The sequence below is a fragment of the Lysobacter sp. Root667 genome, from assembly GCF_001427715.1.
Classification (GTDB): domain Bacteria; phylum Pseudomonadota; class Gammaproteobacteria; order Xanthomonadales; family Xanthomonadaceae; genus Lysobacter.
In genome coordinates, this window is sequence record NZ_LMHF01000002.1 from 56,043 (window position 1) to 81,454 (window position 25,412).

At 64.8% G+C, this 25,412-nt stretch carries 14 protein-coding genes, 1 tRNA gene and 1 pseudogene; 5 read left to right on the forward strand and 11 right to left on the reverse strand.

Annotated features, from left to right (window positions below; all coding sequences use genetic code 11):
* Positions 1-141: 141 nt before the first annotated feature.
* On the reverse strand, positions 142-789 hold the full coding sequence (locus ASD78_RS02560) for a response regulator (protein WP_055899522.1): 648 nt from the start codon (positions 787-789) through the stop codon (positions 142-144).
* Positions 790-932: 143 nt separating this feature from the next.
* Between ASD78_RS02560 and ASD78_RS02565 the strand changes: the two genes are divergently transcribed.
* From ASD78_RS02565 to ASD78_RS02580, 4 genes are all read left to right on the forward strand, one after another.
* Positions 933-1,838 (forward strand): M28 family peptidase, encoded by a 906-nt coding sequence (locus ASD78_RS02565; RefSeq protein ID WP_056098220.1) that lies wholly within the window; start codon positions 933-935, stop codon positions 1,836-1,838.
* A 283-nt stretch (positions 1,839-2,121) separates the two neighbouring features.
* A complete protein-coding gene (locus ASD78_RS02570; protein WP_056098222.1) occupies positions 2,122-2,925 on the forward strand; it encodes an isocitrate lyase/phosphoenolpyruvate mutase family protein in 804 nt (267 codons plus the stop codon).
* Between the two features lie 91 nt (positions 2,926-3,016).
* Positions 3,017-4,384: a phospholipase D-like domain-containing protein gene (locus ASD78_RS02575; RefSeq protein WP_082575399.1), complete on the forward strand. Its 1,368-nt coding sequence runs from the start codon at positions 3,017-3,019 to the stop codon at positions 4,382-4,384.
* Between the two features lie 226 nt (positions 4,385-4,610).
* Positions 4,611-4,853: a hypothetical protein gene (locus ASD78_RS02580; protein ID WP_055899531.1), complete on the forward strand. Its 243-nt coding sequence runs from the start codon at positions 4,611-4,613 to the stop codon at positions 4,851-4,853.
* 223 nt (positions 4,854-5,076) lie between these two features.
* Here ASD78_RS02580 and ASD78_RS20440 read toward each other — a convergent pair whose 3' ends face one another.
* The 3 genes and pseudogenes from ASD78_RS20440 to ASD78_RS02590 form a co-directional block, all read right to left on the reverse strand.
* Positions 5,077-5,841 carry a hypothetical protein gene (locus ASD78_RS20440; RefSeq protein WP_156087549.1) on the reverse strand — a complete coding sequence of 255 codons (765 nt, stop codon included), beginning with the start codon at positions 5,839-5,841 and terminating at the stop codon, positions 5,077-5,079.
* Between the two features lie 387 nt (positions 5,842-6,228).
* Positions 6,229-6,318, reverse strand: a tRNA-Ser gene (locus ASD78_RS02585).
* A 172-nt stretch (positions 6,319-6,490) separates the two neighbouring features.
* Positions 6,491-7,369: pseudogene (locus tag ASD78_RS02590) on the reverse strand (LysR family transcriptional regulator); the annotation flags it as partial.
* A gap of 118 nt (positions 7,370-7,487) precedes the next feature.
* Here ASD78_RS02590 and ASD78_RS02595 point away from each other — a divergent pair.
* Positions 7,488-8,072 carry an NAD(P)H-dependent oxidoreductase gene (locus ASD78_RS02595; protein ID WP_056098226.1) on the forward strand — a complete coding sequence of 195 codons (585 nt, stop codon included), beginning with the start codon at positions 7,488-7,490 and terminating at the stop codon, positions 8,070-8,072.
* A gap of 702 nt (positions 8,073-8,774) precedes the next feature.
* Here ASD78_RS02595 and ASD78_RS02600 read toward each other — a convergent pair.
* From ASD78_RS02600 to ASD78_RS02630, 7 genes are all read right to left on the reverse strand, one after another.
* Positions 8,775-11,972, reverse strand: a complete 3,198-nt coding sequence (locus ASD78_RS02600; protein WP_056098228.1) for a discoidin domain-containing protein — start codon at positions 11,970-11,972, stop codon at positions 8,775-8,777.
* Positions 11,973-12,139: 167 nt separating this feature from the next.
* A complete protein-coding gene (locus tag ASD78_RS02605) occupies positions 12,140-12,961 on the reverse strand; it encodes a carbohydrate ABC transporter permease (protein WP_056098230.1) in 822 nt (273 codons plus the stop codon).
* On the reverse strand, positions 12,961-13,839 hold the full coding sequence (locus tag ASD78_RS02610) for a sugar ABC transporter permease (protein WP_055899546.1): 879 nt from the start codon (positions 13,837-13,839) through the stop codon (positions 12,961-12,963). The genes ASD78_RS02605 and ASD78_RS02610 overlap by 1 nt, the downstream gene beginning before the upstream one ends.
* Positions 13,836-15,101, reverse strand: coding sequence for a sugar ABC transporter substrate-binding protein (locus ASD78_RS02615; protein ID WP_235566431.1), 1,266 nt, complete (start codon positions 15,099-15,101; stop codon positions 13,836-13,838). The genes ASD78_RS02610 and ASD78_RS02615 overlap by 4 nt, the downstream gene beginning before the upstream one ends.
* Before the next feature lie 121 nt (positions 15,102-15,222).
* Complete coding sequence (locus ASD78_RS02620; protein WP_055899549.1) at positions 15,223-16,869, reverse strand: glucoamylase family protein; 1,647 nt, start codon at positions 16,867-16,869, stop codon at positions 15,223-15,225.
* Between the two features lie 111 nt (positions 16,870-16,980).
* The gene (locus tag ASD78_RS02625) at positions 16,981-19,986 is read right to left on the reverse strand and encodes a TonB-dependent receptor (RefSeq protein ID WP_056098233.1); all 3,006 of its coding nucleotides are present in this window, start codon (positions 19,984-19,986) and stop codon (positions 16,981-16,983) included.
* 72 nt (positions 19,987-20,058) lie between these two features.
* Positions 20,059-21,087 carry a LacI family DNA-binding transcriptional regulator gene (locus ASD78_RS02630; RefSeq protein ID WP_056098235.1) on the reverse strand — a complete coding sequence of 343 codons (1,029 nt, stop codon included), beginning with the start codon at positions 21,085-21,087 and terminating at the stop codon, positions 20,059-20,061.
* Between the last annotated feature and the right edge of the window lie 4,325 nt (positions 21,088-25,412).

Genomic DNA, 25,412 nt, shown 5'->3' on the forward strand with positions numbered 1-25,412 from the left:
ACGCATTCTCTGCATCGTCCGACCCGGTCCGACCGTCGAGGCATCCCCCGCGCATCGCCCGCGCGACACGAAGCCGCGCTGGACGGACCGTGCCGGATAGCAAAGAAAACCTGCGCCGCGCGATCGCGGCCGCGCCGCCCGCTACAACGCGTGCGCCGGATCCGCCAGCCCGTACTGGCCCGCCAGCCGCGCCAACGCGATCGTGTCCTCCACCGCCAGCTTGTTGAACAGCCGGGTCTTGTGGGTGTTGACGGTCTTGGCGCTGAGGCTGAGCTTCTTGGCGATCTCTTCCTGGCGCAGGCCCTGCACCAACAGCAAGGCGATCTCGATCTCGCGCGGCGACAGTTCGTCGAACGGCGACGCGCCACCGTCGGATTTCGCCAGAGCGATGTTCTGCGCGATCGTGCTCGACAGATAGCGCTTGCCGCGCGCGACATCGCGCACCGCGCGCAGCAGTTCGGCCGCGTCGCCGCCCTTGTTGACGTAACCCGACGCGCCGGCGGCGAGCAGGCGCTGCGGCATCGGCCCGTCTTCGAGCACCGACACGATGATCACGCGCGTGCCGTGGTCGCCCTTGATCACGCGCTCGGTCACTTCCAGACCGCTGTAGCCGGGCAGATGCAGATCGCACAGCACCACATCGGGGCACAGCTTGCGGATTTCGGGCAGCGCGATCTCGCCGCTCTCGGCGTCGCCGACGACCTCGATGTCGGTTTCGGCCGACAGAATCATGCGCAGGCCGGCCCGCACCAGCGCGTGATCGTCGACGAGATAGACGCGTATCGTCATGCTGTCCCCGGCCGCAGTCGGCCCATTGCGAGCGAGGCTACGCGGCACCCGCGGGGCACGCAAGCCGGCGCGAACCTATGGCACATTCGATCAATTCGCACGCTGTGCAAACTGCAGTCAAACCGTTGGGCAAAGGAATCCACATGCCACACAAAACCCGCCTCGTCGCGCTCACCCTCAGCCTCGCGATCGCCGCCTGCGCGCAGACCCGGCAAACGTCGCAGCTCGCGCCGCCGCCCAGTGTGGACGCTGCCGCCCAACCGGCCGCAGCGAGCTGGCTAGCCGACGTGAGCGCGATCTCGGACGGCAGCGTCGCCGGCGACCGCCGCAGCGCGATCCAGCGCCGCCTGCACGGCATGGGCGTGCAATGGCGCGGCGTGCCGTTCGCTGCCGGCGAACATCGCGGCGAGAACCTGCTCGCCGACGTATCCGGTGCCGCCGATGCGCCGCTGCTCTTGCTGGGCGCGCATTCGGACAAAGTCGACGCCGGCCACGGCGCCACCGACAACGCCTCCGGCAGCGCGGTCGTGCTGGCCCTGGCCGAACGCTTCAAGCGCGAACCCTTGCAGCACCATCGCGTCGCGGTCGCGTTCTGGGATCTCGAGGAGCGCGGCCTGCTCGGCGCCAAGGCCTACGTCGCCGACGGCGCGGTCAAGCCGGCCCTGTACGTCAATTTCGACGTATTCGGCTGGGGCGACACCTTGTGGATGATGACGCCCGATCCGAACCAGCCGCTGGTCGCGGCCACGCGCGAGGCCAGCGACGCCGCCGCGCTGGGCCTGTCCGCCGGCGACAAGTACCCGCCGTCCGACCACCTCGCCTTCGTCAAGGCCGGCTGGCCGGCGGTGTCGTATTCCCTGATCGGCGCCGGCGAAATCCAACTGATCCTGGACGCCTACGCCGGCAAGAAGAACAAGACCCAGGCCAAGGTCATGCAGGTGATCCACAGCGACGCCGACACCGTCGGCCAGATCGAGCCGGTCGCCGCCGCACGCGGCGTCGCTGCGATCGAACAGGCGCTGCGACGCTGGGACGCACAGTCGCAATAAGCGCCCCATGCGCTCGCGGCTATACCCGTCGCGAGCGCGAACCGACGGCACGGCGAGCTCCCGGAATCGCGATGCGCGTACACCCGGCGATTGCAGCACGGGCTATCGTTCCTCTCGAAGAGGCACGGCTGCCGGCGCGGCCGAGTCCCGACACACGGCGCGTACCGCGACAGCGATCGCGCCGCGCAAGCCTCGCCGCGGCCCTGTCCGAATCCGGCGAGTCCGCGACGCAGCGATCTGTCAGCATTGCCCTCTTTCCGCACATCCTTCCCCGGAGCACGCCATGACCGACCACGCCGAAACCTTCCGCCGACTGCACGAGGACGGCCTGCTCCTGCTCGCCAACGCCTGGGACGCAGGCAGCGCACGCCTGATCGAAAGCCTGGGCGCACGCGCGGTCGCCACCACCAGCGCCGGCGTGGCCTGGGCGCAGGGCTATGCCGACGGCGACCAACTGCCGGTCGAACGCCTGTACGCGACCGTCGCCAGCATCGCCCGCGCGATCCGCGTGCCGCTGAGCGTGGACGCCGAGGGCGGCTATTCCGACGATCCGGTCGCGGTCGGCGCCACCGTCGCGCGCCTGGGCGCGCTCGGCGCGGTCGGCATCAATATCGAGGACGGCGCCGGCGAACCCGACGCGCTGTGCGCCAAGATCGAACAGATCAAGCGCGCCTGCGCCCAGGCCGGCGTCGAGCTGTTCGTCAACGCGCGCACCGACGTCTATCTGCGCGGACTCGCGCCCGAAGGCGAGCGCGTGGCCATGACCCTGGAGCGCGCGCGCCGCTACCGCGATGCCGGCGCCGACGGTCTGTTCGTGCCCGGGCTCAAGGACCGCGGCCAGATCGGCGACGTCGTCACCGGCACCCCGCTGCCCTTGAACCTGCTCGCCCGCGTCGGCCTGCCCGCCGCCGAGGAACTGCAGACCCTGGGCGTGCGCCGCCTCAGCGCCGGCTCCGACCTGGCCGAAACCATGTTCGGCCGCACCGCCGAACTCGCCGCCGGCTTCTTCCGCGACGGCGATTCTGCTCCGCTGTCCGCCGGCGCGATGCCCTACGGCAAGATCAACGCCCTGTTCGGCGAGCGCTGAGACCACGCGAGGCGCTCACGCCGCGCCGGTGTACATTGCCCGCAACGCGCATGCACCGGCCCACGCCGGCGCGGCGCGCTGAGGCAGACGCATGTTCCACTTGCTGACGGGCACCTTCGCGCACCTGGCCGCCGCCGCATTGGCGGTGCTGATCTACGTCCTGACCACGCGCGTCGCGCAGGAGCGGCGCGCCCCCGCGGCGGCGATCGCCTGGGTGATCGGCCTGGTCCTGCTACCCTATCTGGCGCTGCCGCTGTATCTCGCGTTCGGGCGCCGCAAGCTCACCCGCGAACGCATCCATATACGCGCGCACCTGCCCTCGCAATCGCACTGGGCGGCGGAACTGCTGGTGTCGTTCGGCCTGCCCGCGCCTGCCCGCGCCACCACCCGCTTCGACGCCGACGGCGCGGCCGCGCTCGCCGCCGTGCTCGCCCTGATCGAAAGCGCGCAACGCAGCCTGGACGTCTGCAGCTTCATCCTCGGCCGCGACGCCGTCGGCGCGCGCGTGCTGCAGGCGATGGCGCAAGCGCAGCAACGCGGCGTGCGGGTGCGGCTGCTGCTGGACGGCGTCGGCTCGCTGCGCGCCGACCGCTCCGCATTGCGTGCCCTGCGCCGCAGCGGCGCCCAGGTCGCGTTCTTCCGCAGCCTGTTCGAACGCCCCGACGGCGCGCCGCGCAACCTGCGCGATCACCGCAAACTCGCGATCGCCGACGGCCGGCGCCTGTGGAGCGGCGGCCGCAATCTCGCCGCCGAATACTTCCACGACCGCCCCGGACGACCGGCCTGGCTGGACCTGTCGTTCACCGTCGAAGGCGCGGTCGCCGCCGACGCCGCCGACCGTTTCGAGCGCGACTGGCGCAAGGCGCTGCACCAACCGCAACCGCCACCGGCCCTGCCCGCGCCCGCCGAACCGCCCGGCCCCGCCGCGGCCGCGCAATTCCTGCCCAGCGGCCCGGAACTGCCCGAAGACAGCGCCCAGGCCCTGCTGATCGCCGGCGGCTTCCGCGTGCGCCGGCGCCTGCTCGCGATCACGCCCTACTTCGTGCCCGACGACGGCCTGCAGCTGGCGCTGAAACTGGCCGCGTTGCGCGGTATCGAAGTCGACATCGTCCTGCCGGCGCGCTCCAACCACCGCCTCGCCGACCTCGCCCGCCGCCGCTCGATGCGCGAACTCGCCGCCGCCGGCGCGCGCTTCTGGCTGCACCCGCACATGCTCCACGCCAAGGCGGTGGTGTTCGACGACGACCTGGCCATGTGCGGCTCGATCAACCTCGACCTGCGCAGCCTGTTCCTCAACCACGAGGCCTCGGTGCTGTTCTACGGCCGCGCCGAGATCGACTGGCTCGCGGCCTGGATCGAGGCCCGCCGCGGCGAAGCCCAGCGCCACGAACCCGGCCCCGCCGGCATCGGCATGGACCTGCTCGAAGGCGCGGTGCGCGCGGTCGCGTTTCAGCTCTGAGCGTGGCGGCGGCATTCCCGCGCCTACCTTGAGGCCCTTTCCGGCACTCAATTAACGATATGAATCACATTTTTTACATGGAATCCGACGGATGCTGGTCGAGTCTCCGCACTCGCCTTGCAGCCGCCATCGCCGATACCCCGTCGAAGCTTTCACGTTCTATCCCTTGCCTGTGGACGATGCTGGGCACTGGCCTCAGGCACCAAGAATCGGAAGCACGTACGACATGACGAATCAGGAACGCCGTCAGCCCAACACCGAATCCGACGCCGAACTGCGCGCCGGCCTCACCCACGAACAACTCGCCGCCCTGGTGACGCTGGAGCACTTCCGCTGGCACCTGCGCTTCGTGCGCCGCCCGATGTTCCGCGACCCGATACCGGTGGTGTTCCACGCCGACGGTCGTTACGCCGTGCTGGAACCGGATGGGTCGGTCAACGAAAATCCCGGCTTCGATATTCGTAAGTGATACGTATGGCGCGCTAGCCAATCGATATGGGCATGCACCATCTCTGTGACGAACCCTATCGACCCGCACTTAGGCCGGCGGACCCCGGAGTCATTCTTTTCCTTGTTCGCCTTCGCCTCTTGGCCTCAATTTTGGCCCTTCCGCATGCGACGGGCTTAGGGCACCGTGCATGCACAAATAAGCCCTAGAAGTGACTGCGCGCGGATACTAGGCATCGAATGCACTAACCTGTCACATCACTACTCTCATCTTCGTCCGCTTCCGGATCTGGCTTTTCCTCTTCGAGATACCAGTAGTCGACGTTGACAGTATTGCTGCTGCTCATTTTGAGGATTACATACTCGCCCGGTATTGGGATCCAACCGCCGGATTGGTAGCTCTCTTCACCAGAATTCATCTCTTCTTGCGAAGGTCTTTTCAATGTTCTCCGAACAGCACCAATCAAAACAACTCGTTCCAATTCGCCGTCCGCCGACACCTTAAAATCTTTGAGCATTCCTGCAAACAGGTGAGCCACGCCACCGATTTGCATGTCAGTAGTCAGCCATAGCATGTCAGCCTCATGCCGCAGAAGGTCGTACCAATCTGCACGACGATTCGCCTTTAGTAGGCCATTAGCTAGCTTCCCCACCCCCCATGCACTGAGAGTCGTGGCAAGAAAATAGGCAGCGATCTCAGCCCAGCTCTCTCCAGCAGTCGAGAGGGCTCGGGCGTATGACTGCGACTTCGTGTCGCCGAGCAGCAGAACCAACGCCTGCTCAACGTCTGGTTTAGGGAAACATACCCAAATAGACAGAGCGTACGCCACGCTAATACTCAGCGTATGCATCAAGAGCGCGGCTGGGAATGCTAGAACGAAACCGGTACTCAGCTGCCCATCGAAAGGTGATGGCGATTTAGTGCTGAAGAGTCTCGTCAAACCGAAGACAAACACTATTCCTGGGAGGACATAAATCAACCCAAGAATCACACTCCCTGTGAAATTCATTAGACTCTATCGCTTGACTGGCATCTTCTTCGAACTCGTCGAGCCGACGGTCGTCTTGCGATCTGTGCTGAGAGTGAGTCCATGAGACACGAACTTGCCCGTAGCGGATGATCTCGCTTCAAGAATTCTGTTTGCCGTATCCCGGGCGCGGTCCGGGGAGGAAAACAAGCGCTCAATCACTGTTGGGTTGTACTTAGCTTTTGCAGAAATCGACTTCATGCACGCTACCTGTAGTCGGCTTGTTAGAACGGAAGGCGATGCAGAGACAGTGCAAGTACACAGTCGCAAAGTCCGCGACAATCCACAAGCCCCGACATGAACGCACTAGGCCTCACATGGCGGAAACGCTACAGAGCCAAGCATAAGTACATGATTTTACTAAACATTTGGCGGAGAGAGTGGGATTCGAACCCACGGAAGGTTTAACCCTTCGGCGGTTTTCAAGACCGCTGCCTTAAACCACTCGGCCATCTCTCCGTAGCGGGGTCGCGGCGCCGGGCCTGGCCGGCGGCGCCGCGGGATTCTCTCACGCCGGGGTCTTGCTGCGCGCGTGGGCGTGGGCGTCGTTCTTGGCGACGCCGTCGGGGCACGGGGCGCCCTTGATGTCGCTGCACTGCAGGCGTGCGGATTCGACCAGCGACGGGGCTTTTTCGGCCAGGAAGTCGATGAACACGCGCACCGCCGGCAGCAGGCCGCGGCGCGAGGCGAACACGGCGTGGAAGATGCCCTGCGGCAGGCGCCAGTTCGGCAGCACCACTTCCAGTTCGCCGCGGCGCACGGCTTCGGCGCAGACGGTTTCCGGCAGCAGGGTGATGCCCACGCCCTGCTCGGCCAGCGCCATCAGCATCGGGAAATCGAAGCCCATCACGCGCGGCTTGAGTTCGACCCGGCGCACTTCGCCGTCGGGGCCGTGCAGTTCCCAGCGCTGGCGGGCGTCGTCCTCGCTGATGCTGAGCGTGACGTGGTCGGACAGCTCGTCGGGGTTCTGCGGCCGGCCCATGCGGGTCAGGTATTTGGGGCTAGCGACCAGCAGTTCCTGGATCTGGCCGAAGCTGCGCATCACCAGGCTGCCATCGTCGTCGAGCTTGGAGCGCACGCGCAGGGCGACATCGATGCCTTCGTTGATGATGTCGACGCGGCGGTTGCTGACGTGCAGCTGCACGCGCACCTGCGGGTATTTGGCGAGGAATTCGGGCAGCAGCTTGGGCAACTGCTGCTGGGCCAGGCCGACCGGCACGCTGACGCGGATCACGCCGCGCGGTTCGGCGCTGAGGCGGTCCACCACTTCGCGTGCGGCCTGGGCCTCGGCCAGCATCGACTGGGCATGGCGGTAGACGCTGTTGCCGACGTCGGTCACGGCAAAACGGCGCGTGGAACGCTGCAGCAGGCGCACGCCCAGGTCGGTTTCGAGCTGGCTGATGCGGCGGCTCAGACGCGACTTGGGGATGCCCAGCGCGCGCTCGGCGGCGGCGAAACCGGCGTGGTCGACGACCATCGCGAAGTAGTAGAGGTCGTTGAGATCGTGCATGGCGGTAGTTCCGTATTCAGAACAGTAAGTGATATTAAACTATCTTTATCCCAAATTTGCAACAACCTAAAGTGTGCCTCAACGCGGCATCGCCGCTCCCTGCCCACCGAGGCACACCATGAAACTCCTGCACATCGATTCCAGCGCCCTGGGCGCCAATTCCGTGACCCGTGAGCTTAGCGCGGCCGTCGTGGCACGCTGGCAGGACGCGGTTCCGGGGCTTGCAGTGGAGTACCGCGACCTCGACGCCGAGCCGATCCCGCATCTTACCGGCCGCTCGCTGGCCAAGGCGGACCCGGCCGAAGCGGCCGACGCCGAGCGCACGATCCAGCAGTTCCTGGACGCCGACGTGATCGTGATCGGCTCGCCCATGTACAACTTCGGCATCAGTTCGACCCTGAAGGCCTGGATCGACCGCGTCGCCGTCGCCGGCCGCAGCTTCCGCTACACCGAAGCCGGCCCGGAAGGGCTGGCCAAGGGCAAGCGCGTGATCGTCGCCAGCGGCCGCGGCGGCATCCACACCGATGCGCCCAGCGACTTCCAGGAGCCCTACCTGCGCCAGGTGCTCGGTTTCCTCGGCATCGACGAGGTGGAATTCGTGCGCGCCGAGGGCGTGGCGTATTCGCCGCAGCATCGCAGCGATGCGCTCGCCGGTGCGCACGCGTCGATCCGGACGCCGACGCCGCTGCGCCTGGCCGCCTGAGCCCGGCCACCCGCCCCCCTCGCCGGCGCCCTCCCCTCGCCGGCACCGCGCCGGGCCTGTACGCAGGCCCGGCGTTTTTGTTTGCGGGAGAAGGCGATGCGCGACGGACGGCCCGCAGCTTTGGGGTAGGAGCGACGTGAGTCGCGATCGCGCATCCCCGCTAGCTCGTGCAAATCGCGACTCACGTCGCTCCCACAGGGATCGCTACGCAAGGCGGGGCGCAATGTCGCCTCCGATTACTGCGCCAGCTCGACCGTCATCTGCGCGGGCACGCGCTTTCTGTGGGAGCGACGTGAGTCGCGATCGCGCATCCCGCTAGCTCGTGCAAATAGCGACTTACGTCGCTCCTACAGGGATCGCTACGCAAGGCCGGGCGCAATGTCGCCTCCGACTACGGCGCCAGCTCGACCGTCACCTGGGCGGGCACGCGCTTTCTGTGGGAGCGACGTGAGTCGCGACCACGCATCCCCGCCAGCTCGTGCAAATCGCGACTCACGTCGCTCCTACAGGGATCGCTACGCAAGTCGGGGGGGCAACGTCGCCTCCGACTACTGCGCCAGCTCGACGGTCACCTGCGCAGACATGCGCCTTCTGTGGGAGCGACGTGAGTCGCGATCGCATCCCCGCTAGCTTGTGGAACTCGCGACTCACGTCGCTCCCACAGGGATAGCGATGCAAGTCGGGGCGCAATGTCGCCTCCGACTACGGCGCCAGCTCGACCGTCACCTGAGCGGGCACACGCTCGATGCGCAGCTCGCCGTTGCGCCATTGCGCGAGCTTGCCGTCGATCCGGGTAGCGCCCGGCGCCTGCGGATACGGCCAACTCAGCACCACCCCGCCCGGCGGCGGGGTCAGGCCGGGCTTGAGGCTCAGCTGCACGCGCTTGCCCTCGCGCCGCAGGGCATAGCCCAGCGCACCGTAGGGCGTACGCAGGCCCTGGACCGACACGCCCTCGCCGTCCAGCCAATCCGCGGGCAGGCCGGCGCCGATCACCAGCGCATCGTCCAGGTCGCGGGTGTAGGCGAACAGGTCCAGCGCCGAACGCACGTAGTCGGACTCGACCCAGGCGTGCGGCAGGTCGCCGACGAAGAAGGTTTTGCGCGGCGTGCGCGAGACCACTTCGGCCCACTGGTTCCAGGCCCGCGGCTGCTGGTCCTTGAAGAAGAAGTCCAGCGCCTCGTGCGCGCGCCCGCGCCAGCCCAGGCGCACGAAGCTGCCGATGGTGCGCAGTTCGTAGGGCGTGTAGTCCTTCCATTCGCGGCGGCCGTCGCGGCGGTCGACGAACTCCTTCCAGTAGCGCTCGAAGGTATTGCGCAGCAGCGGCTCGGGCAGGCGGCCCTGCTCGCCGCCGGGCGCCAGCGCGATCGTGGTCGAGGTGGCGTCGAAGTCGCCCAACTCGGCCGCGCCGGGGATGAAGTCGATGCCGCGGTCGCGGGTGGCCGCGGCGATCGAGGCGTAGAGGTCGTCGCGGAACTGGTCGCGCGAGGCCGCGAAACGCCGGGCTTCCTCGTCCTTGCCCAGCCATTGCGCGATCTCGACCGCATCCTTGTAGCCACGCAACGCCCAGAAGTTGTCCCAGTACGAGTGCATCGGCTTGGCCGAATAGCCCTCGTGGCTGATCGAGGCCGGCATCATGCCGTAGAAGGCGGGGTTCTTCGCGCGGTTGGCCTCGGTGCGCTCGCTCAGGCGCAGCTCGTCCATGTATTTCACCGCGCCGGCCACGTGCGGCCACATCGCTTCGAGCAGGGCGCGGTCGCGGCGGTAGCGGTAGACCTCGGCGACGGTGAAGATCAGCTCGCCGTGGCTGTCGTTCTCCGGCACCGGATCGCTGCCACGGTCGTCGACGCAGCACGGCACTTTGCCGTTGTCGAACTGGTACGGCGCGTACCAACGCAGGAATTCCTCGGCCACGTCCTCGCGGCCCATGCGCAACAGGCCTTCGCCGATCATCGCGCCGTCGCGGATCCAGGCGCGCGAGTACGAACGCGTACCCGGCTGCAGGCGCGGGCCGACGCGGCTGATCAGCATGTGCGCCAGACCGGTGCGCAGGGTGTCGACGATGCGCTGGCCCTGCTTCGGTACGGAGATGCGCACGCGGTCGAGTTTGTCGCGCCACTGTCCGGCGACCAGGGCCTGGGTCGCGACCAGTTCCTCCACGCCCGCGAATGCGCCGCTGTCCTGGCCCGACAGCGCGCTGCTCCAGCCGAACTCGCGGGTCTCGCCGGGCGCCAGTTCGACGCTGTAGAACAAGGCGCCCGAGGCCAGGCCGGTCGGGTCGTTCTGGAACTCGGTCGCGGTGCTGCCGCCCAGGCGCTTGAGGATCTCGCCCTGGGCGGTGCAGTTCGCACAGACCTCGTTCCACGGCATGCGGGCGAGCCTGGCGACGATCTCGCCGCCGTCGAAAGCGCCGACCGCCGCGACGTCCGCGGCGGTGGCTTGAACGCGCCGCGCCGATGCGGCCCCGGCCGGGCCTTCGACGCTGAAGCCATGCGCATCGGCGCGCAGGCTGCGGATCGCGCTCACGCCGCCGACGGTGTTGAGGAACTGGCTGGGCGGATTGACCTGGAACGGCCGCGCCGCCAGCACGAACACGTAGCGCCGCTTCGACGCGCTGGTGTTGCTGAGCCGATAACGCCCGTACAGCCGCGAGCGTTCGCGCGTGCCCTGGGCGAAGGACGTCACCGTCAGGCCGAAGTCCGGATGGGCCCAGTGCACCGAAGGAATCGGCAGGTAGCCGTCCTGCAGCGACTGGCTGATCTTCGCATCGGCCCAGGTCGCCAGCTTGCCGTCGCTGATCACGAACGGCTCGACACTGAAAGCGCCCTTGCCCAGTTCGATCGCGCCGTCCTCGCCGATCAGGCCCTGATCCTCGCCGCCGTCGACGCCGACGATGGTCCAGTACGGCTGCTCGCCGCTGAACCCGCGCGGATAGCGGCCGCGCGGCTGGTCCTGGGCGACGGCGGCGACGAAGTCGTTGATGGTGGCCGCGAACGACAGCGGCCGCACGCTGAGTTCGGCCAGTCCGAAGCCCGGCCCCATGCCTTTCTCCGGCTGCAGGCGCAGGTAGCGCGCTTCCGATTCGGGCAGCGCCAGGTAGTCGCTGCCGCCGTCGCCGCCGTGCACGCTGCGCGCCTCGCGCCACTGCCGGCCGTCGTCGGACAGCTGCAAACGATAGTCGGAGGCGTACTCGTCTTCCGCCCAACGCAGTACCACGCCGCCGAATTCGCGCTTGCGGCCCAGGTCGAGGGTCAGGGCCGGGTCGGTGGCGAAGCCGGCGCGCCATGCGGTCCTGGGATCGCCATCGACGGCGAATTCGGCGCGGCTGCCCTGAGCTGCGGTCGTCGCGACGACGCGGCCGGTCAGCGGCGAGCCGTCGTCCTTGGGCAGCGGCTCGAACGCGAGCTGATCGAAGCAGATCGAACCCTTGCCGCCGCTGCTGTTGTAGATCGTGAATTCGAGCTTGGCGCTGCGCCGCAGGGTCGGGTCCGGTGCCGGGCCCCAGGCTCGGCTGATGTGGCGCTGCTTGTAGACCACCGGCGTCCACTGCTGCGGGAACTCGTAGCGGGGCCGGTTGACCCACCAGACGTTGTCGCCGCTGTCGTCGACCAGCTTGAGCTGCAGATCGTTGACCGGCGAGTCGCCGCGCAGGCGGAACGAGAACGCATAGTTGTCCGGATACTGCATCGGCAAGGCGCGCTGCAGGCCGACGTAGCCGGACACGCCGTTGAAGTCGTAGTCCAGGCAGACCGCCTTGCCCTGCGCGCCGTCGGCGATGAGCAATCGGCCGCTGACCTGATTGGAGGCGACGACGGTCCAGGGGGCGGTGGATTCGAAGTCGTCGAGGACGCGGGCTTGCGCGGCGGCGGATTGACTGGCGAGCAGCGCAGCGGCGAAACACATCCCGCCCAGCCCTCGTTTTGCAAAGGAAGAAACCACGGCGCCGGATGCCGGTGCTTGCTGTGGAGCCACGCCGGTCTTCCCCCTTTGCCACAGAGAGACCAAGGGGCATGCACTCTTCGACCACCGCGCCAAACTCGCCAACATCCCGCTCCCTCTGCGTGCGTGCCTCAACCCTTGACGCTGCCGACCAACAGGCCCTGCAGGTAGTAGCGCTGCAGCACCAGGAACAGCAGCAGCACCGGCAGCACCGTGACCACCGAGCCGGCCATCATCAGCTCGTTGTCCTGCACGTGTTCGCGCGACAGCGACGCCAGCGCGACCGGCAGCGTCTGCAGGCTGTTGTCGCTGAGCACGATCAGCGGCCACATGAAGTCGTTCCAGGCGCCCAGGAAACTGAAGATCGCCAGCGTCACCAGGATCGGCTTCAAGGCCGGCAGCACGATCTGGAAGAAGATCCGGAACTCGCCGGCGCCGTCGATGCGCGCGGCCTCCAGCAGTTCGTCGGGAATCGAGCGCGCGTACTGCCGCACCAGGAAGATCCCGAAGATCCCGGCCATGCCCGGCACCACGGCGCCGGCGTAGGTGTTGATCAGGCCGATCTGCTTGAGCATCAGGAACAGCGGCATCATCGTGACCTGGGCCGGGATCACCAGGGCCGCCAGCAGCGCGCGGAACACGCGTTCGCGGCCGGCGAAACGCAGCTTGGCGAAGGCGTAGCCGGCCATGGTGTTGAGCAGCAGCGCGATCAGCGTGGTCATGGCCGCGATCAGGAAACTGTTGAGCAGGTAGCCGCCCATGCCGATGCGTTCGAACAGCTCGTGGTAGTTGCCCAGGGTCGGATGCGAGGGCAGCAGCGGCGGCGGAAAGCTCGCCGCCTCGCCGGGTTGCATCAGCGACACCGACAGCATCCACAGCAGCGGCGCCAGGCTCAGCACCGCCAGGCCGAGCAGGAGGCCGTTGACGATGGCGCGGGCCAGACGCGGGCTCATCACTCCACCCCCTTGCGGCGCGCGAACCAGAGCAGGCCGCTGGTGACCGCGGTCATCAGCACGAACAGCAGGAACGCGACCGCCGAGGCGTTACCCAGGTTCCACCATTTGAAGCCTTCTTCGTACATCAGGTACAGCACGCTGACCGTGCTCTGCAGCGGCCCGCCCTGGGTGATCACATAGGGTTCGGCGAACAGCTGGAAATAACCGGCGAGGGTCAGGATGCCGACCAGCACCAGCACCGGCCCCAGCATCGGCAAGGTCACGTGGCGGAACTGGCGCCAGGGCGATGCGCCGTCGATGCGCGCGGCTTCGTACAAGTCCTCGGGAATGGCCTGCAGACCGGCGAGGAAGATGATCATGTTGTAGCCGAAGTTCTTCCACACCGCGAACAGGATGATGGTCGGCATCGCCCAGGTCGGATCGCCCAGCCAGTCGACCGGATCGATGCCCAACCCCGACAGTGCCCAGTTCACCAGGCCGTAGCGGGTATGGAACAGATAGCGCCAGATCACCGCCACCGCGACCACCGTGGTCACCACCGGCGCGAAGTACGCGGTGCGGAAGAACGGCTTGAGGTAGCCGAGTTTGGAATGCAGCAGCAGCGCCGCGCCCAGCGACACCGCGATCGACAAGGGCACGCCGACCACGACGAAATACAAGGTGTTGCCGAGCGCGCGCCAGAACAGCGGGTTCTGCAGCAGGTTCAGATAGTTGTCGAGACCGACGAAGCGCAGATTGCCGATGTCGGCCAGCGCATAGATGTCGAAATCGGTCAGGCTGAGCGCGAGCGCGGCCAGCACCGGCAGGCCGAAGAACAGGCCGATCACGGTCAGCGCGGGGCCGGCGAACACCCAGCCGGCGGTCGAGGCCTTCATCGCCCTGCCCCCGCCTGCGCCGCGGCCTGGTGATCGAGCATCCAGCGCCGCTTTTCGAGGATCAGGTCGGTGCGGCGGTCGAGTTCGGCCGCGGCCTCGTCCACGCTGAGGCGACGGTTCGCGAGCAGCTCGCCGACCAGCTTGATCTCCATGGCGATGCGCTCCCATTCCGGCACCTTCGGCGTCGGCCGCGCGCGTTCGAGCTGGTCGCGGTAGGCGCGCGCATAGGGATCGTCGGTCAGGGCCGGCGCGTTCCAGGCGCTGCGGCGCGGCGGCAGGTTGCCGGTCAGGCCGTGGAAGCGGATCTGGGTGTCGGTCCGCGACAGGTATTCGACCAGCTTCCAGGCCGCGTCCTGGCGCTTGGAGCCGCGGAACACCACGAAGCTGGCGCCGCCGGCGACCGAGGCGCCGGGGCCGTGCTCGCCGGGCAGCGGCATGGTCATCCAGTCGCCCTGGACGTCGGCCGGCAGGCGCTTGCGGAACTCGGCGATGTTCCAGGGGCCGTTGACGTAGTAGCTGAAGTAGCCGCGTCCGAACTCGTTCCAGACGTTGGCGACCTGGGTGTTGCTCAGCAGCGGCGCCCAGCGCTTATCGAACATTTCGCGATAGAAGCCCAGCGCGCGCTTGAAGCCCGGGCTGCGGAAATTGCCGTAGCGGCCGTCCTCGCGCAGCAGCGGATCGGGCGACTGGATGCCCAGGTTGAGCAGCGGCTCGGGCTCGTTGAGCGGCAGCAGGATCGCGTAGCGCTCCGGCCCGACTTCCTGCTTGATCGCGGCCATCGCCTGGCGCCACTGGTCCCAGGTTTGCGGCGGGGTCTTGATTCCGGCGCGCTCGGCGATGTCGCGCCGATAGAACGGGATCCGCGTCTCCACGTACCAGGGAACCGCGTAGGTTTTGGCGCCGATCACGCCGCTGTCCCAGGCGCCGGGGAAGTAGTCCTGCACGGACAGCGACGGCGTCGCCGCGATCCGCGCGTCCAAGGGCTGCAGGGCGTTGAGCAGCGCGAACTCGGGAATCCAGGTGTTGCCGATCGCGCAGACGTCGGGCAGCGAGTCGCCGGCGAACGCGGTCAGCAGCTTCTCGTGCGCGGAGATGATCGGCAGCTGCTGGATTTCGACGCGGATGCCGGGGTTGAGGCGTTCGAACTCCGGGATCAGCTGGGCGACGACTTCGCCTTCGTAGCCCATCGCCCAGAAGCGCACTACCTCGCGCCCGTCGCCCTGGCGCGTGCATGCGGCGGCGAGCATGCAGGCCAGCAGCACGCACAGCCAGGCGATGCCCGCTCGCAGGCGTCGCGCGCGCGCGGGTCTCGCGTGCGGGGGTTTCGCACGCGCGCATGTGCTGCGATCCGGCGATGTGGGGGACGGGCGCATCATCGCCAGCTTAGTCCGGCTGCTGCTTGGGCGCCTGGGCCTCGTTGGCGCGGCCCGCGCGCGATTCCGCCTCGCCCAGCGCACGCGCGGTCGCGGCGGCCTTCTCGGCCTGGGTCTGCGGCTTGGCCGCGGTCGCGGGCAGCGCTTCCTTGCCGTCGGCCTGCGCCTTCGGCGGCTCCAGCCATCCGCCCTTGAAGCCCGCGCGTTCCAGGCCGGAGCGGATGTAGGGATTGCGCTTCATCACGTTCCAGACGAAGTCGTTGCGGTAGTTGGCGATCATCGCCAGGATCGGGCCCTGATCGATGCCGATGTAATCGCTGGCCACCCAGCCCTCGTTCGGCACCACGCGCCCGGTCTTGAGCGGGATGTCGTACTTGAAGCTGGGATTGAACGAGTCCAGGAAACCGTAGCTGGAGTACAGGTACTCGCCGTAGCGCTCGTGCATGGCCACGGTGCTGGGGATCACGATCTCCGGCGCGAACGGCAGCGAGGCGATCGCCGCGGTCGGGGCGATGGTGCCGTCGTCGAAGTTCTCGCGCAGGCCGGCGCCGCGCGCCGAGTAGTGGCGGAACTGGCGCTGCTCGCCACGGTATTCCTGCAAGGTCTGCTGCGGTCCGTCGCTGGCGGTCAGGCCCCAGACCTCCGGGCCGTAATCCTCCCACTTCATCGGGTTGGCGATGGCGTAGGCGCGCTGGGCGTAGGCGGCGCGGCGGCTGTTCTCGAAATAATCGATGCCGCGCTCGCGCATGTACTCGTCCTGGATGCCGCGGAAATCGATCCAGACGTGGCTGTACTGGTGGCCGAACAGCGGGCCGAAAGCGAGGAACTCTTCGCCCTGATAGACGCCCCAGACGTCGTTGTAGGTGCGCGACCACACGGTCCACGCATCCGGGCTGACCGGATGACTGGGCGAACCCAGCGCCAGCACGTACAGCAGCATGGCCTCGTTGTAGCCGGTCCAGTCGTGCTTGATGAAGCCGCTCTCCGGGAACCAGCCCATCGACACCAGCGGCTTGTTCTTCTGCAGCCAGGTCCAATCGACGCGGCGGTAGAGCGTGTCGGCGATCTCGCGGATCTCCTTCTCGCGCGGCTCGTCGCGGTCGTAGTAGGACTGCGCGAACAGCACGCCCATCATCAGCAGCGCGGTGTCCACGCTCGACAGCTCGACCCAGCTGTCGTAGCGCTCGCCCTTCTGCATATCGAGGAAGTGATAGTAGAAGCCGTTGTAGGTGCCCTTGCCGGTGCGCTGTGGCCCCGCGGGCATATCGCGGAAGAACTTCAGCGTCAGCAGCGTGCGGTCGACCGCCTGGCTGCGGCTGACCCAGCCGTTCTCGACCCCGATCGGATACGAGGTCAGCGCATAGCCCACCGAGGCGATGCTGGCGAACGGACGCGAGGGATAGCGGTCGGGGGTGAGCCCGTTGCGCTCGTTGGTGGTGTCCCAGAAGAACTGGAAGGTGCGCTTTTCGATGTCGCGGAACAGCGGCGGCAGTTCCATCTTGGTCGCCTTGAGCGGCTCGACCTCGATATCGCCTGTGGACGCGACCGGATAGGTTTGCGACGAAGGTTGGTTGCGCTGGCAACCCGCGAAAAAGGTCAGCGACGCCACCAACAGCATCGTGATCAGGAAACGCGGAGCGGAAGCGGCTGACGGCATGAAGCGATGGCCTGTGTTGACGGGGCGACCGAAACGCGGCCGCGAATGGGGGTGTGGGGGTCGAGCTACGCCTCGCCTGCCGCCCGGTGAGGGGCGGCAGGCGGATGCGGTTTACCAGCTGATGCCAAGGGACAGTTTGAATTCGCGGGTGGGCCGTTCGATGTCGGTACCGCGGTTGCCGTAGGTCGGATCCGGGCTGCCATTGAAGCCGCGCCAATTCGAGTACTCACTGTAGTTGCGCCAGTTGAATACATTGAGAACGTCGCCACGGACGCGAACCTTGAGATTGGTTCCGGTGTCCCATTCCTTCTGCAAGGCGACGTCGAGCTGGCGGTAGCCGATGGTTTCGTCCGGCACGAACGGATCGAAGTAGCAGTTGCCCGGCGCCGTCGTCGCGTAGCAGTTGATCGCCTCGTAAGCTTTCGGACTGGCCAGGGTCAGCTTGCCCGACAGCATCAAACCTTGCGCCAGATCGTAGATGCCGGTGGCTACCAGGCGATGACGCGGAATGCCCAGCGCGCGGGTGAAAGCCACATCGTCCAAGTTCGGATAGTCGAACGAGAACTGGTCCGAATTGCTGCGATTCTCCTTGGCGTCGCTATAGGTGTACGCAATGCTGGCGCCCCATCCAGATTCGCGGGTATAGGGTTTCTCCAGCGACACGAGAACCGAGTTCAGACGTGTTTCCACCGCATTGTCACCGAGGAAGAAGCGGCCCCAGCCGGGCAGCGACTCACCCCAGGGCTGGCCGCCCCAATCCAGGGCCGGGTTGTTGCGGAACTGGCCGTTCGGATAACGATTACCCATCGTGAACAGGATGCCGTCGTGGCTGAGGATGTGCAGCAACGTGACCGACGAATTCCATTCGTGCCCCATGAAATTGAAGGCGTTGCGCATACCGATACTGAACTGATCGGAATACGGGGTCTTAAGATCGTTGTTGAGCAGAAAGACTTCGGCACCGTTGTTCGGATTAGCCGCGGCGATCGCTGCCAGATTCGCCGGATCCAGCAAGCTCGGATCCCAGTTCAAACAGGTCGGACTGATCGTGCAGGTGTGCCCAGGCGTGTTGAAGTTCAATTCGTAGCGCTGGAACGCCAGACGGTACTTCTCGTAGGAGAGATAATCGAACTGGTTGCGGTTGTAGGACCGTCCTGCGCCGCCGAAGATCACGTGGCGCTGATCGGCGAACAAGTCGTAGGAGAAGCCCAGGCGCGGCTGCCAACCATCCTTGAACGCCTTGCGGTTGTTGCCGGTGCTGATGTAGTCGTTGTAGTTGTAGTTGACGTTCGCGTTGTTGATGTTCGGCCACGCTTGCAGCGCCGAGACCAGACTCGCCGGGGTCACGTGGTCCTCGTAGCTCGGGGTCTGCTCGTAGTCCCAGCGCAGGCCAAAGTTGAAGGTCAGATGTTCGTTGACCTCCCAATCGTCCTGGATGTACAGGCCGAGCTGCTTGCTCTCCGACTCAACAGTGGTCGGATAGCCGTTGCCGGAGGCTGTGAACTGGACGAAGTACGGCACCGTGGCGCTACGCGTCATATCGTAGCGGAACTGCGGCGTATAGGGGCTCTGCTCGAAAGCAGTGATGTCGATGCTCTTGTACTTGATGCCGGCCTTGATGGTGTGGCCTTCGAAGCCGAAATAGGTGAAGTCGTCCTGGAATGCCCAGCCCTTCTGGCCCTTGTCCTGATAGTCGCCGCCGCCGCCGGCGATCAGAACCTCTTCCATGGCGGGGTTGTTCACGTTCTCTTCGCCGCGACGCGGAAGGAATAGGCGGTAACCGTTTTCGATCAACCTCGGACGGGGACCGAACGTAACGTCCTCGAAGGTGATGTGAGCGTCATTGAGCCATTGGGAGGCGCTGTACTGGTAACGCAGATCCAGTCGCGTCTCCTCGCCCGTCTTGAGCGTTCCCGCCGACGCCAGCTTGGTTCCGCCGATGTTGGTGAGCTCGTCCTCTTCACGGCGCTTCATAGTGAATTCGAGCAGGTGCGCGTCGCCGATCGACCAATCGATCTTGCCAAAGTACAAATCTTCCTTGAAAGGCGCACTGGTGGTGTTGCGCGCTTGGTCCTGCAGATTGGCCGGCAGTGCTTCGATGGGGACCTGGCGGCCCGGCACCACGGCGCGCGGAGAGTTGTACTCCTTGGCCTCGTAGGCGAAGAAGAAGTGCATCGCATCCTGGAGGATCGGTCCGCCGAAGGCGACGCCGTATTGCTCCTGCTTGGACTGCGGCTTGGTGTTGATGCCGCGTTCCTCGCGTACCGTCTCCGAGGTCCAGTCGTCGGACGTGCGATCCCAGAAGAAGTCACCGTGGAACTCGTTGGTACCCGAACGCGTGACAGCAGTGATTCCGGCACTGCTGAGCTGGTCGTACTCGGCCTTGTAGTTGGACGTGATGACCTTGTACTCGGCGATGCCCAACTGCGGGAACGGATTGCCGCGGCTGGAGTCCTGACCGGTAATGCCTCCTTTAAGTACGTAGTCCTTCTGGCCTACACCGTCGATGAATACGTTGATGCCGCTGGACAACTGCGGACCGCTGCGCAACGAGGTCGAACCTTCCGTGCCCGTGTTGAACTGGACGCCAGGCACGATGTCCGCGAAGGCCAGGAAGTTACGCGAGGCCTGCGGCAACGACTCGATCTGCTTGTTGGAAACGTAGGTCGCTATTTCCGACGTCTTGGTCTCGAACACCGGCGCAGCGGTCACGGTCACCGCGTCGATGTTTGTCGCTTCGGTAGACGGCGCGGTCTCGGCCACGCCTCCGGTCGACAGGTTCACGGTCGCGGTCTGGCCGACCTGCACGGTGATGGTCTTGGAATTCGTCTGACCTTCCGCGCTCACGTCGATGCGGTAGGTGCCCGGCGGCAGGCCGGCGACCGCGTAGCCGCCGTTGGCGGTGGACTGGACGCTACGGGTCAGGCCGGTCGCGACGTTGGTCGCGGTGACCTTGGCGTCCGTCGCCGGCGCCGAATCCACGGTCACCTGACCACGGATCGTGGCGGCGGTGGACTGGGCGAAGGCGGCGGGGGCGGCCATCGCCAGGCAGCTGGCCAGGGCGCAGGCTAACAATCTCGGCGTGGGCCGACGGGTGGATCGGTAATACGGCTTCATATGCTTTCCCTCTCTCCAAGAAGCATTCGAGCTGAGTTGTAAACGGTTACATCGATGGGCAAAAAAAGGCGATCACGCGCTTCCGCTGCGCTTGGCTTCCGCGGGCACGCTGGAGGCGCGCACGATCAGTTCCGGACTGAGGGCTTCGCGGCCCTCGCCGGGCAAGGCTTCGCCGGCGACCTGGGTCAACAGCAGGCGCGCGGCGCGCGCGCCCAGTTCGGCGATGTTGACCCGCATGGTGGTCAAGGTCGGGTGCACGTACCGGGCCAGGGGGATGTCGTCGAAGCCGGCCAGGGCGATATCGCGCGGCACGTCCACGCCGCCCTGGGCGAACACGAACAGGCAACCCAGGGCCATCATGTCGTTGGCGGCGAACACCGCGTCCGGGCGTTGCTTGGACGCCAGCAACGTCAGCCCGGCCTGATGCCCGGAGGCTTCGTCGAAATCGCCCGGCAACACCCATTCTTCGGCGTCGGGCAGCAGGCGATGCAGTGCGTCGCGATAGCCGCGCAGGCGCTCGTGGGCGTCGAAGTTGTCGCTGGGGCCGGCGATGAAGGCGATGCGGCGATGCCCGGCGGCGACCAGGTGCTCGACCATCGCGACCGCGCCGCCGTAGTTGTCCACGCCCAGCGACAGCACGCCGGCGGTCGCGTGCTGGGTGTTGATCAGCACCGTCGGCAGGGTCGGCGCGAGTTCCTCGGCCAAGGGGCCGGGCGTGGCCACGAACGGCGACATCACCAGCAGACCGTCGACGCGGCCGCGCATGGCGCGCAGCGCGGCGCCCTGCTCTTCCGGATGGCCGTGGTAGCTGGAGACCAGCAGGTGCAGACGGTGCTCGCGCGCGATCTGGTCGATGCCGCGCACCAGTTCGGAGAAGAATTCGCCGTGCAGGTCCGGCAGCACCACGCCCAGAGTCTGGGTGCGGCGGCTGCTGAGGCTGCGGGCGGCGGCGTGCGGGGTGTAGCGCAGTTCGTTGGCGGCGGCGAGCACGCGGCGACGCACTTCCTCGGCCACGTTGCCGTGTCCGTTCAGGGCCCGCGATACGGTGGCCACCGATACCTGGGCCACTCTCGCTACATCTTTGATGGTTACGCTGGTCACGCCCTAGACCGCCCCTCCGCGGTTGGGATGCGGGGCCGACTGTAAACGTTTTCAAACGCGAGTGTAAAGCTCTCGTTACCAAAGCATGATGCTGCGACGCACAAGCCAAGAGTGGCAAGACACCGCTCCGCTTCACAAGCCCACGGCAACAAGGCCGTACGCAATTTGGTCACAAAATTTAAGTGTTGACTTAAACGCAGGTCCGCATAGTAATGCGGAGTACGAGCATGTCCGCTCGAATCTCAGGGCCAGGGGAATTCCGTGAGCAAGTCCATCATCCGCATACTCGCGGGCATTCTGGTGTGCGCAACGCCATTTTTTGCATTAGCGCAGCAAGGTGAAGTGCCGCCAGAATACTATGAAACGCACCTCGGACAGGCGAGCCAAATCAATGCTCTAGGCTCAGATCTTTTTGGAGATAGGACTAACCTATCTAACGGCAGCACCACCTTCAACGCGACGGACGTCAGCCTTAAGACCAATAGTGGTTTACCGATGTCAATCGGGCGTCGCCTAGATCCCAATGAGATCACCAGAAGTGTCCGCGGAGATGGCGAGAAAGACCCTGCGTCACAAGTATTTGGAAAATATTGGGAGCTCGACATCCCATTCATCAAAGGAACGTTCGACACTCGTTATGGATGGGTTACTACGTGGGATAACGGACAGACTAGATGCTCCAAATTTGAGCCGGATGCAGTAGTTGGTCTAGGGCCATTTTCCATCTACACATATGATGCGGACAGGTATTGGAACGGAAATCACGTAAATATTCCGAACATCGGTCAGGAAGAATTCCTACATCCGCAACAAGCAGCTGCCAGACCCAACAACGGCGATTCATTCTACGCAGTCACAAAGTCAAACTGGTGGGTCAGTTGTTTGCCATCGATCAAGAATGGGCCGGGACAAGGGTTTAAGGTAGTCCTTCCGAATGGCACAAAATATTACTTCGACTGGATCGCCTCCCGATCGACTGCGCACATACTTGATAGCCGATGCCGCGTCTTTCGGGGCGGAGATTGCTCCACGGGCATAGCGGTCCCGAGATCCGACTACTACATGTATGCAACACGCATCGAGGATCGCTTCGGCAATTCGATCACCTACGCATTCGATCCAAACAATCCATTTCGCCTAACCGCGATAACTTCAAGTGACGGCGCATCCATTGCGGTCAACTATGGAAGCAATGGAAAAATCGCCGGCATATCTTCAAATGGGCGCGTTTGGTCCTATTCCTATGCACAAACATTGGCAAGTGTCATCCAGCCAGATGGCGGAACTTGGACATATCAGTATGACGGCCTAGATCTCATCACATTTGACAATCGAAACATATGGAGCGGATGCGTCCTAGACCCTGGAACCATGAAATCCACTGTTGCGCCAGGAGCCGGAGAAGCTGCCTCAATAACGATTGGTCATCCATCAGGTGCAGTTGGCTCATTCATCCTTCGCCGCCTAGTCCACGGCACAAACCGTACGCCCGGAGACTGCACTTACATATCGGAATCCGGAATGGGCGTAACGATCTACTACGAAAAATTCTCCGGCCCGCTTAAGGCATACAGAGCCGTTTCCCTATCAAGCAAGACCATTCACGGACCAGGCCTAACCCCCATCAGTTGGACATACAAATACTTCCCAACATGGAGCTGGCTCTCAGAATGCCCGGAAGCAACCAGTTGCACGAGTCCAACTCGCACTGACGTTATTAATCCAGACGGAACCATTCAGCGACATTATTTTGATAGCAATTTCGACACTGCAGGACAGGCGACAAAATCAACCATTGAAGAAGCCGGGGTAGAAAAACGAAGAATAGAGAATTCATATCTACTCAACGCCAATGGGCAGACATTCCCAAACGCTTTCGGAACCCCCGCGCGACGCGACCTGAGCGCATACTCTTATTCAAATCGCCCGATTTACAACTCAACTGTTAGCCAAGATGGCGTCACCTACACAACCACCACTAATAATTTCGACTACTTTATCTATCCACTATCGATCACTAGATCGAACACTCTAAACGGGGGTTATAGCCGCACTGATACCACCATCTATCACAACAATCTTTCTAGCTGGGTGCTGGGCCAAATCGCTTCGGTGTCGACTAGTGGAATGATCCCGACGTCGACGACCTACGATTCCGTCACAGCATTGCCGTTGACCCACTCCGCATTCGGCATACTCCGCCAAACCCTGACCTATAACGCCGATGGCACGGTAGCCACGATCAAGGACGGCAACAACAACGTCACCACATTGTCGAACTGGAAGCGCGGCATCCCCCAGACCATCCAGCACCCGGCCACACCCGAATCGCCTTCGGGCAGTACCGAGTCGGCGGTGGTCAACGACGCCGGTTGGATCACGTCCACCACCGACGAGAACAGCTACACCACCAACTACCAGTACGACACGATGGGCCGCATGTCTCGGGTCATCTACCCGACTGACGACTCCGTCGCCTGGAACGATAAGCTGTTCCTGTTCGAGCAAATCAACCAGGATGAATTCGGCATTCCGGCGGGCCATTGGCGCAAGATCGTCCAGCAGGGCAACTACCAGCAAGTTACCGTTTTCGACGCGCTATGGCAGCCGAAGTGGGCATACCAGCGTGATCTCTCCAACAACGATGCCACCTTCAGCCTGGTGAGCAAGACCTACGACGCCGACGGTCGCGTAACGTTCGCCTCGTATCCGCGCAATCCTTACGCCGACGGCAACTGGGTCATCGACACTGGCATCTGGACCACCTACGACGCCCTGGGCCGGGTCAAGAAGGTTGAGCAAGACTCGGAGTTAGGCAAGCTCGCTACGACCACCACTTACGAGGTAGGTGGCGATATCACGGTGACTAATCCGCGTAACCAGGCCACTCGTACCCGCTACGCGGGTTGGGACCAGCCGACCACCGACTACCCCATCCAGATCATCCACCCCGAAGGCGCCACCACCATCATCGACCGCGACGCGACCTACTTCCTGCGTCCGAAATCGGTCCTGCGCTCGGGCACCTATGCGGGTCAGACCGTCCAAGCCCTGCGCAAGTACTACTACGACGGCGTCAACCGCCTGTGTCGTACTGACGAGCCCGAAACTGGCTCCACGGTCCTCGGCTATGACTACAACGACAACCTGACCTGGTCGGCCGCCGGCGTGTCCGGCCTGAACTCGGTCGATTGCGATCACCTGGCCGCGTACAACTCCGGCCGCGCGGTCAACCGCAGCTACGACGCCCGCAACCGCCTGCACCAAATGGGCTTCCCCGACGGCCTGGGCAACCAAACCTGGACCTACACCAAAGACGGCCTGCCGGCGACGATCACCACTTACAATGACGCCAATAACACTGGCACGGTGGTTAACAGCTACGGCTACAATAGGCGGCGCCTACTGACGTCGGAAACCAGTGGTGAGCCCAGTTACTACACTTGGCCCTTGAGCTACGGCTATGACCAGAACGGCAACCTGGCCTCGCAGACCTACCCGACCGGACTAGCGCTCACCTATAGCCCGAATGCCCTGGGCCAGCCGACCCAGGTCGCAACCGCCCCGGGCAGCGCCACCGCCGGCACCTACGCCACCGGCGTCAGCTACTACCCCAACGGGGCGATCAAGCAGTTCACCTACGGCAACGGCATCGTCCAYACGATGATCCAGAACGCYCGTCAGCTGCCGCAGACCACCCAGGACGGCAGCGTCGTGGGCTTCACCAATCTCTACGATGCCAACGGCAACACCACCCTGATCGATGACCTGGTCCAGGGCCAGAACTTCAAGCGTTACCTYAGCTACGACGGCCTGGATCGCCTGACGTCGGCCGGCTCGGCGATGTTCGGCGGCAGCACGCACTACATCAACTACGGCTACGACGCGATCGACAACATCCGCAGCGTCAGCCACCCGGGCGTGCGCGAGCACAGCTATTGGTACGACACGAACAACCGCCTNCGTCAGCTGCCGCAGACCACCCAGGACGGCAGCGTCGTGGGCTTCACCAATCTCTACGATGCCAACGGCAACACCACCCTGATCGATGACCTGGTCCAGGGCCAGAACTTCAAGCGTTACCTTAGCTACGACGGCCTGGATCGCCTGACGTCGGCCGGTTCGGCGATGTTCGGCGGCAGCACGCACTACATCAACTACGGCTATGACGCGATCGACAACATCCGCAGCGTCAGCCACCCGGGCGTGCGCGAGCACAGCTATTGGTACGACACGAACAACCGCCTGACCAATGTCCAGAACAGCGGCGGCGCCAGCGTGGTGGGCCTGAGCTACGACGTGCAGGGCAATCTGAACAACAAGAA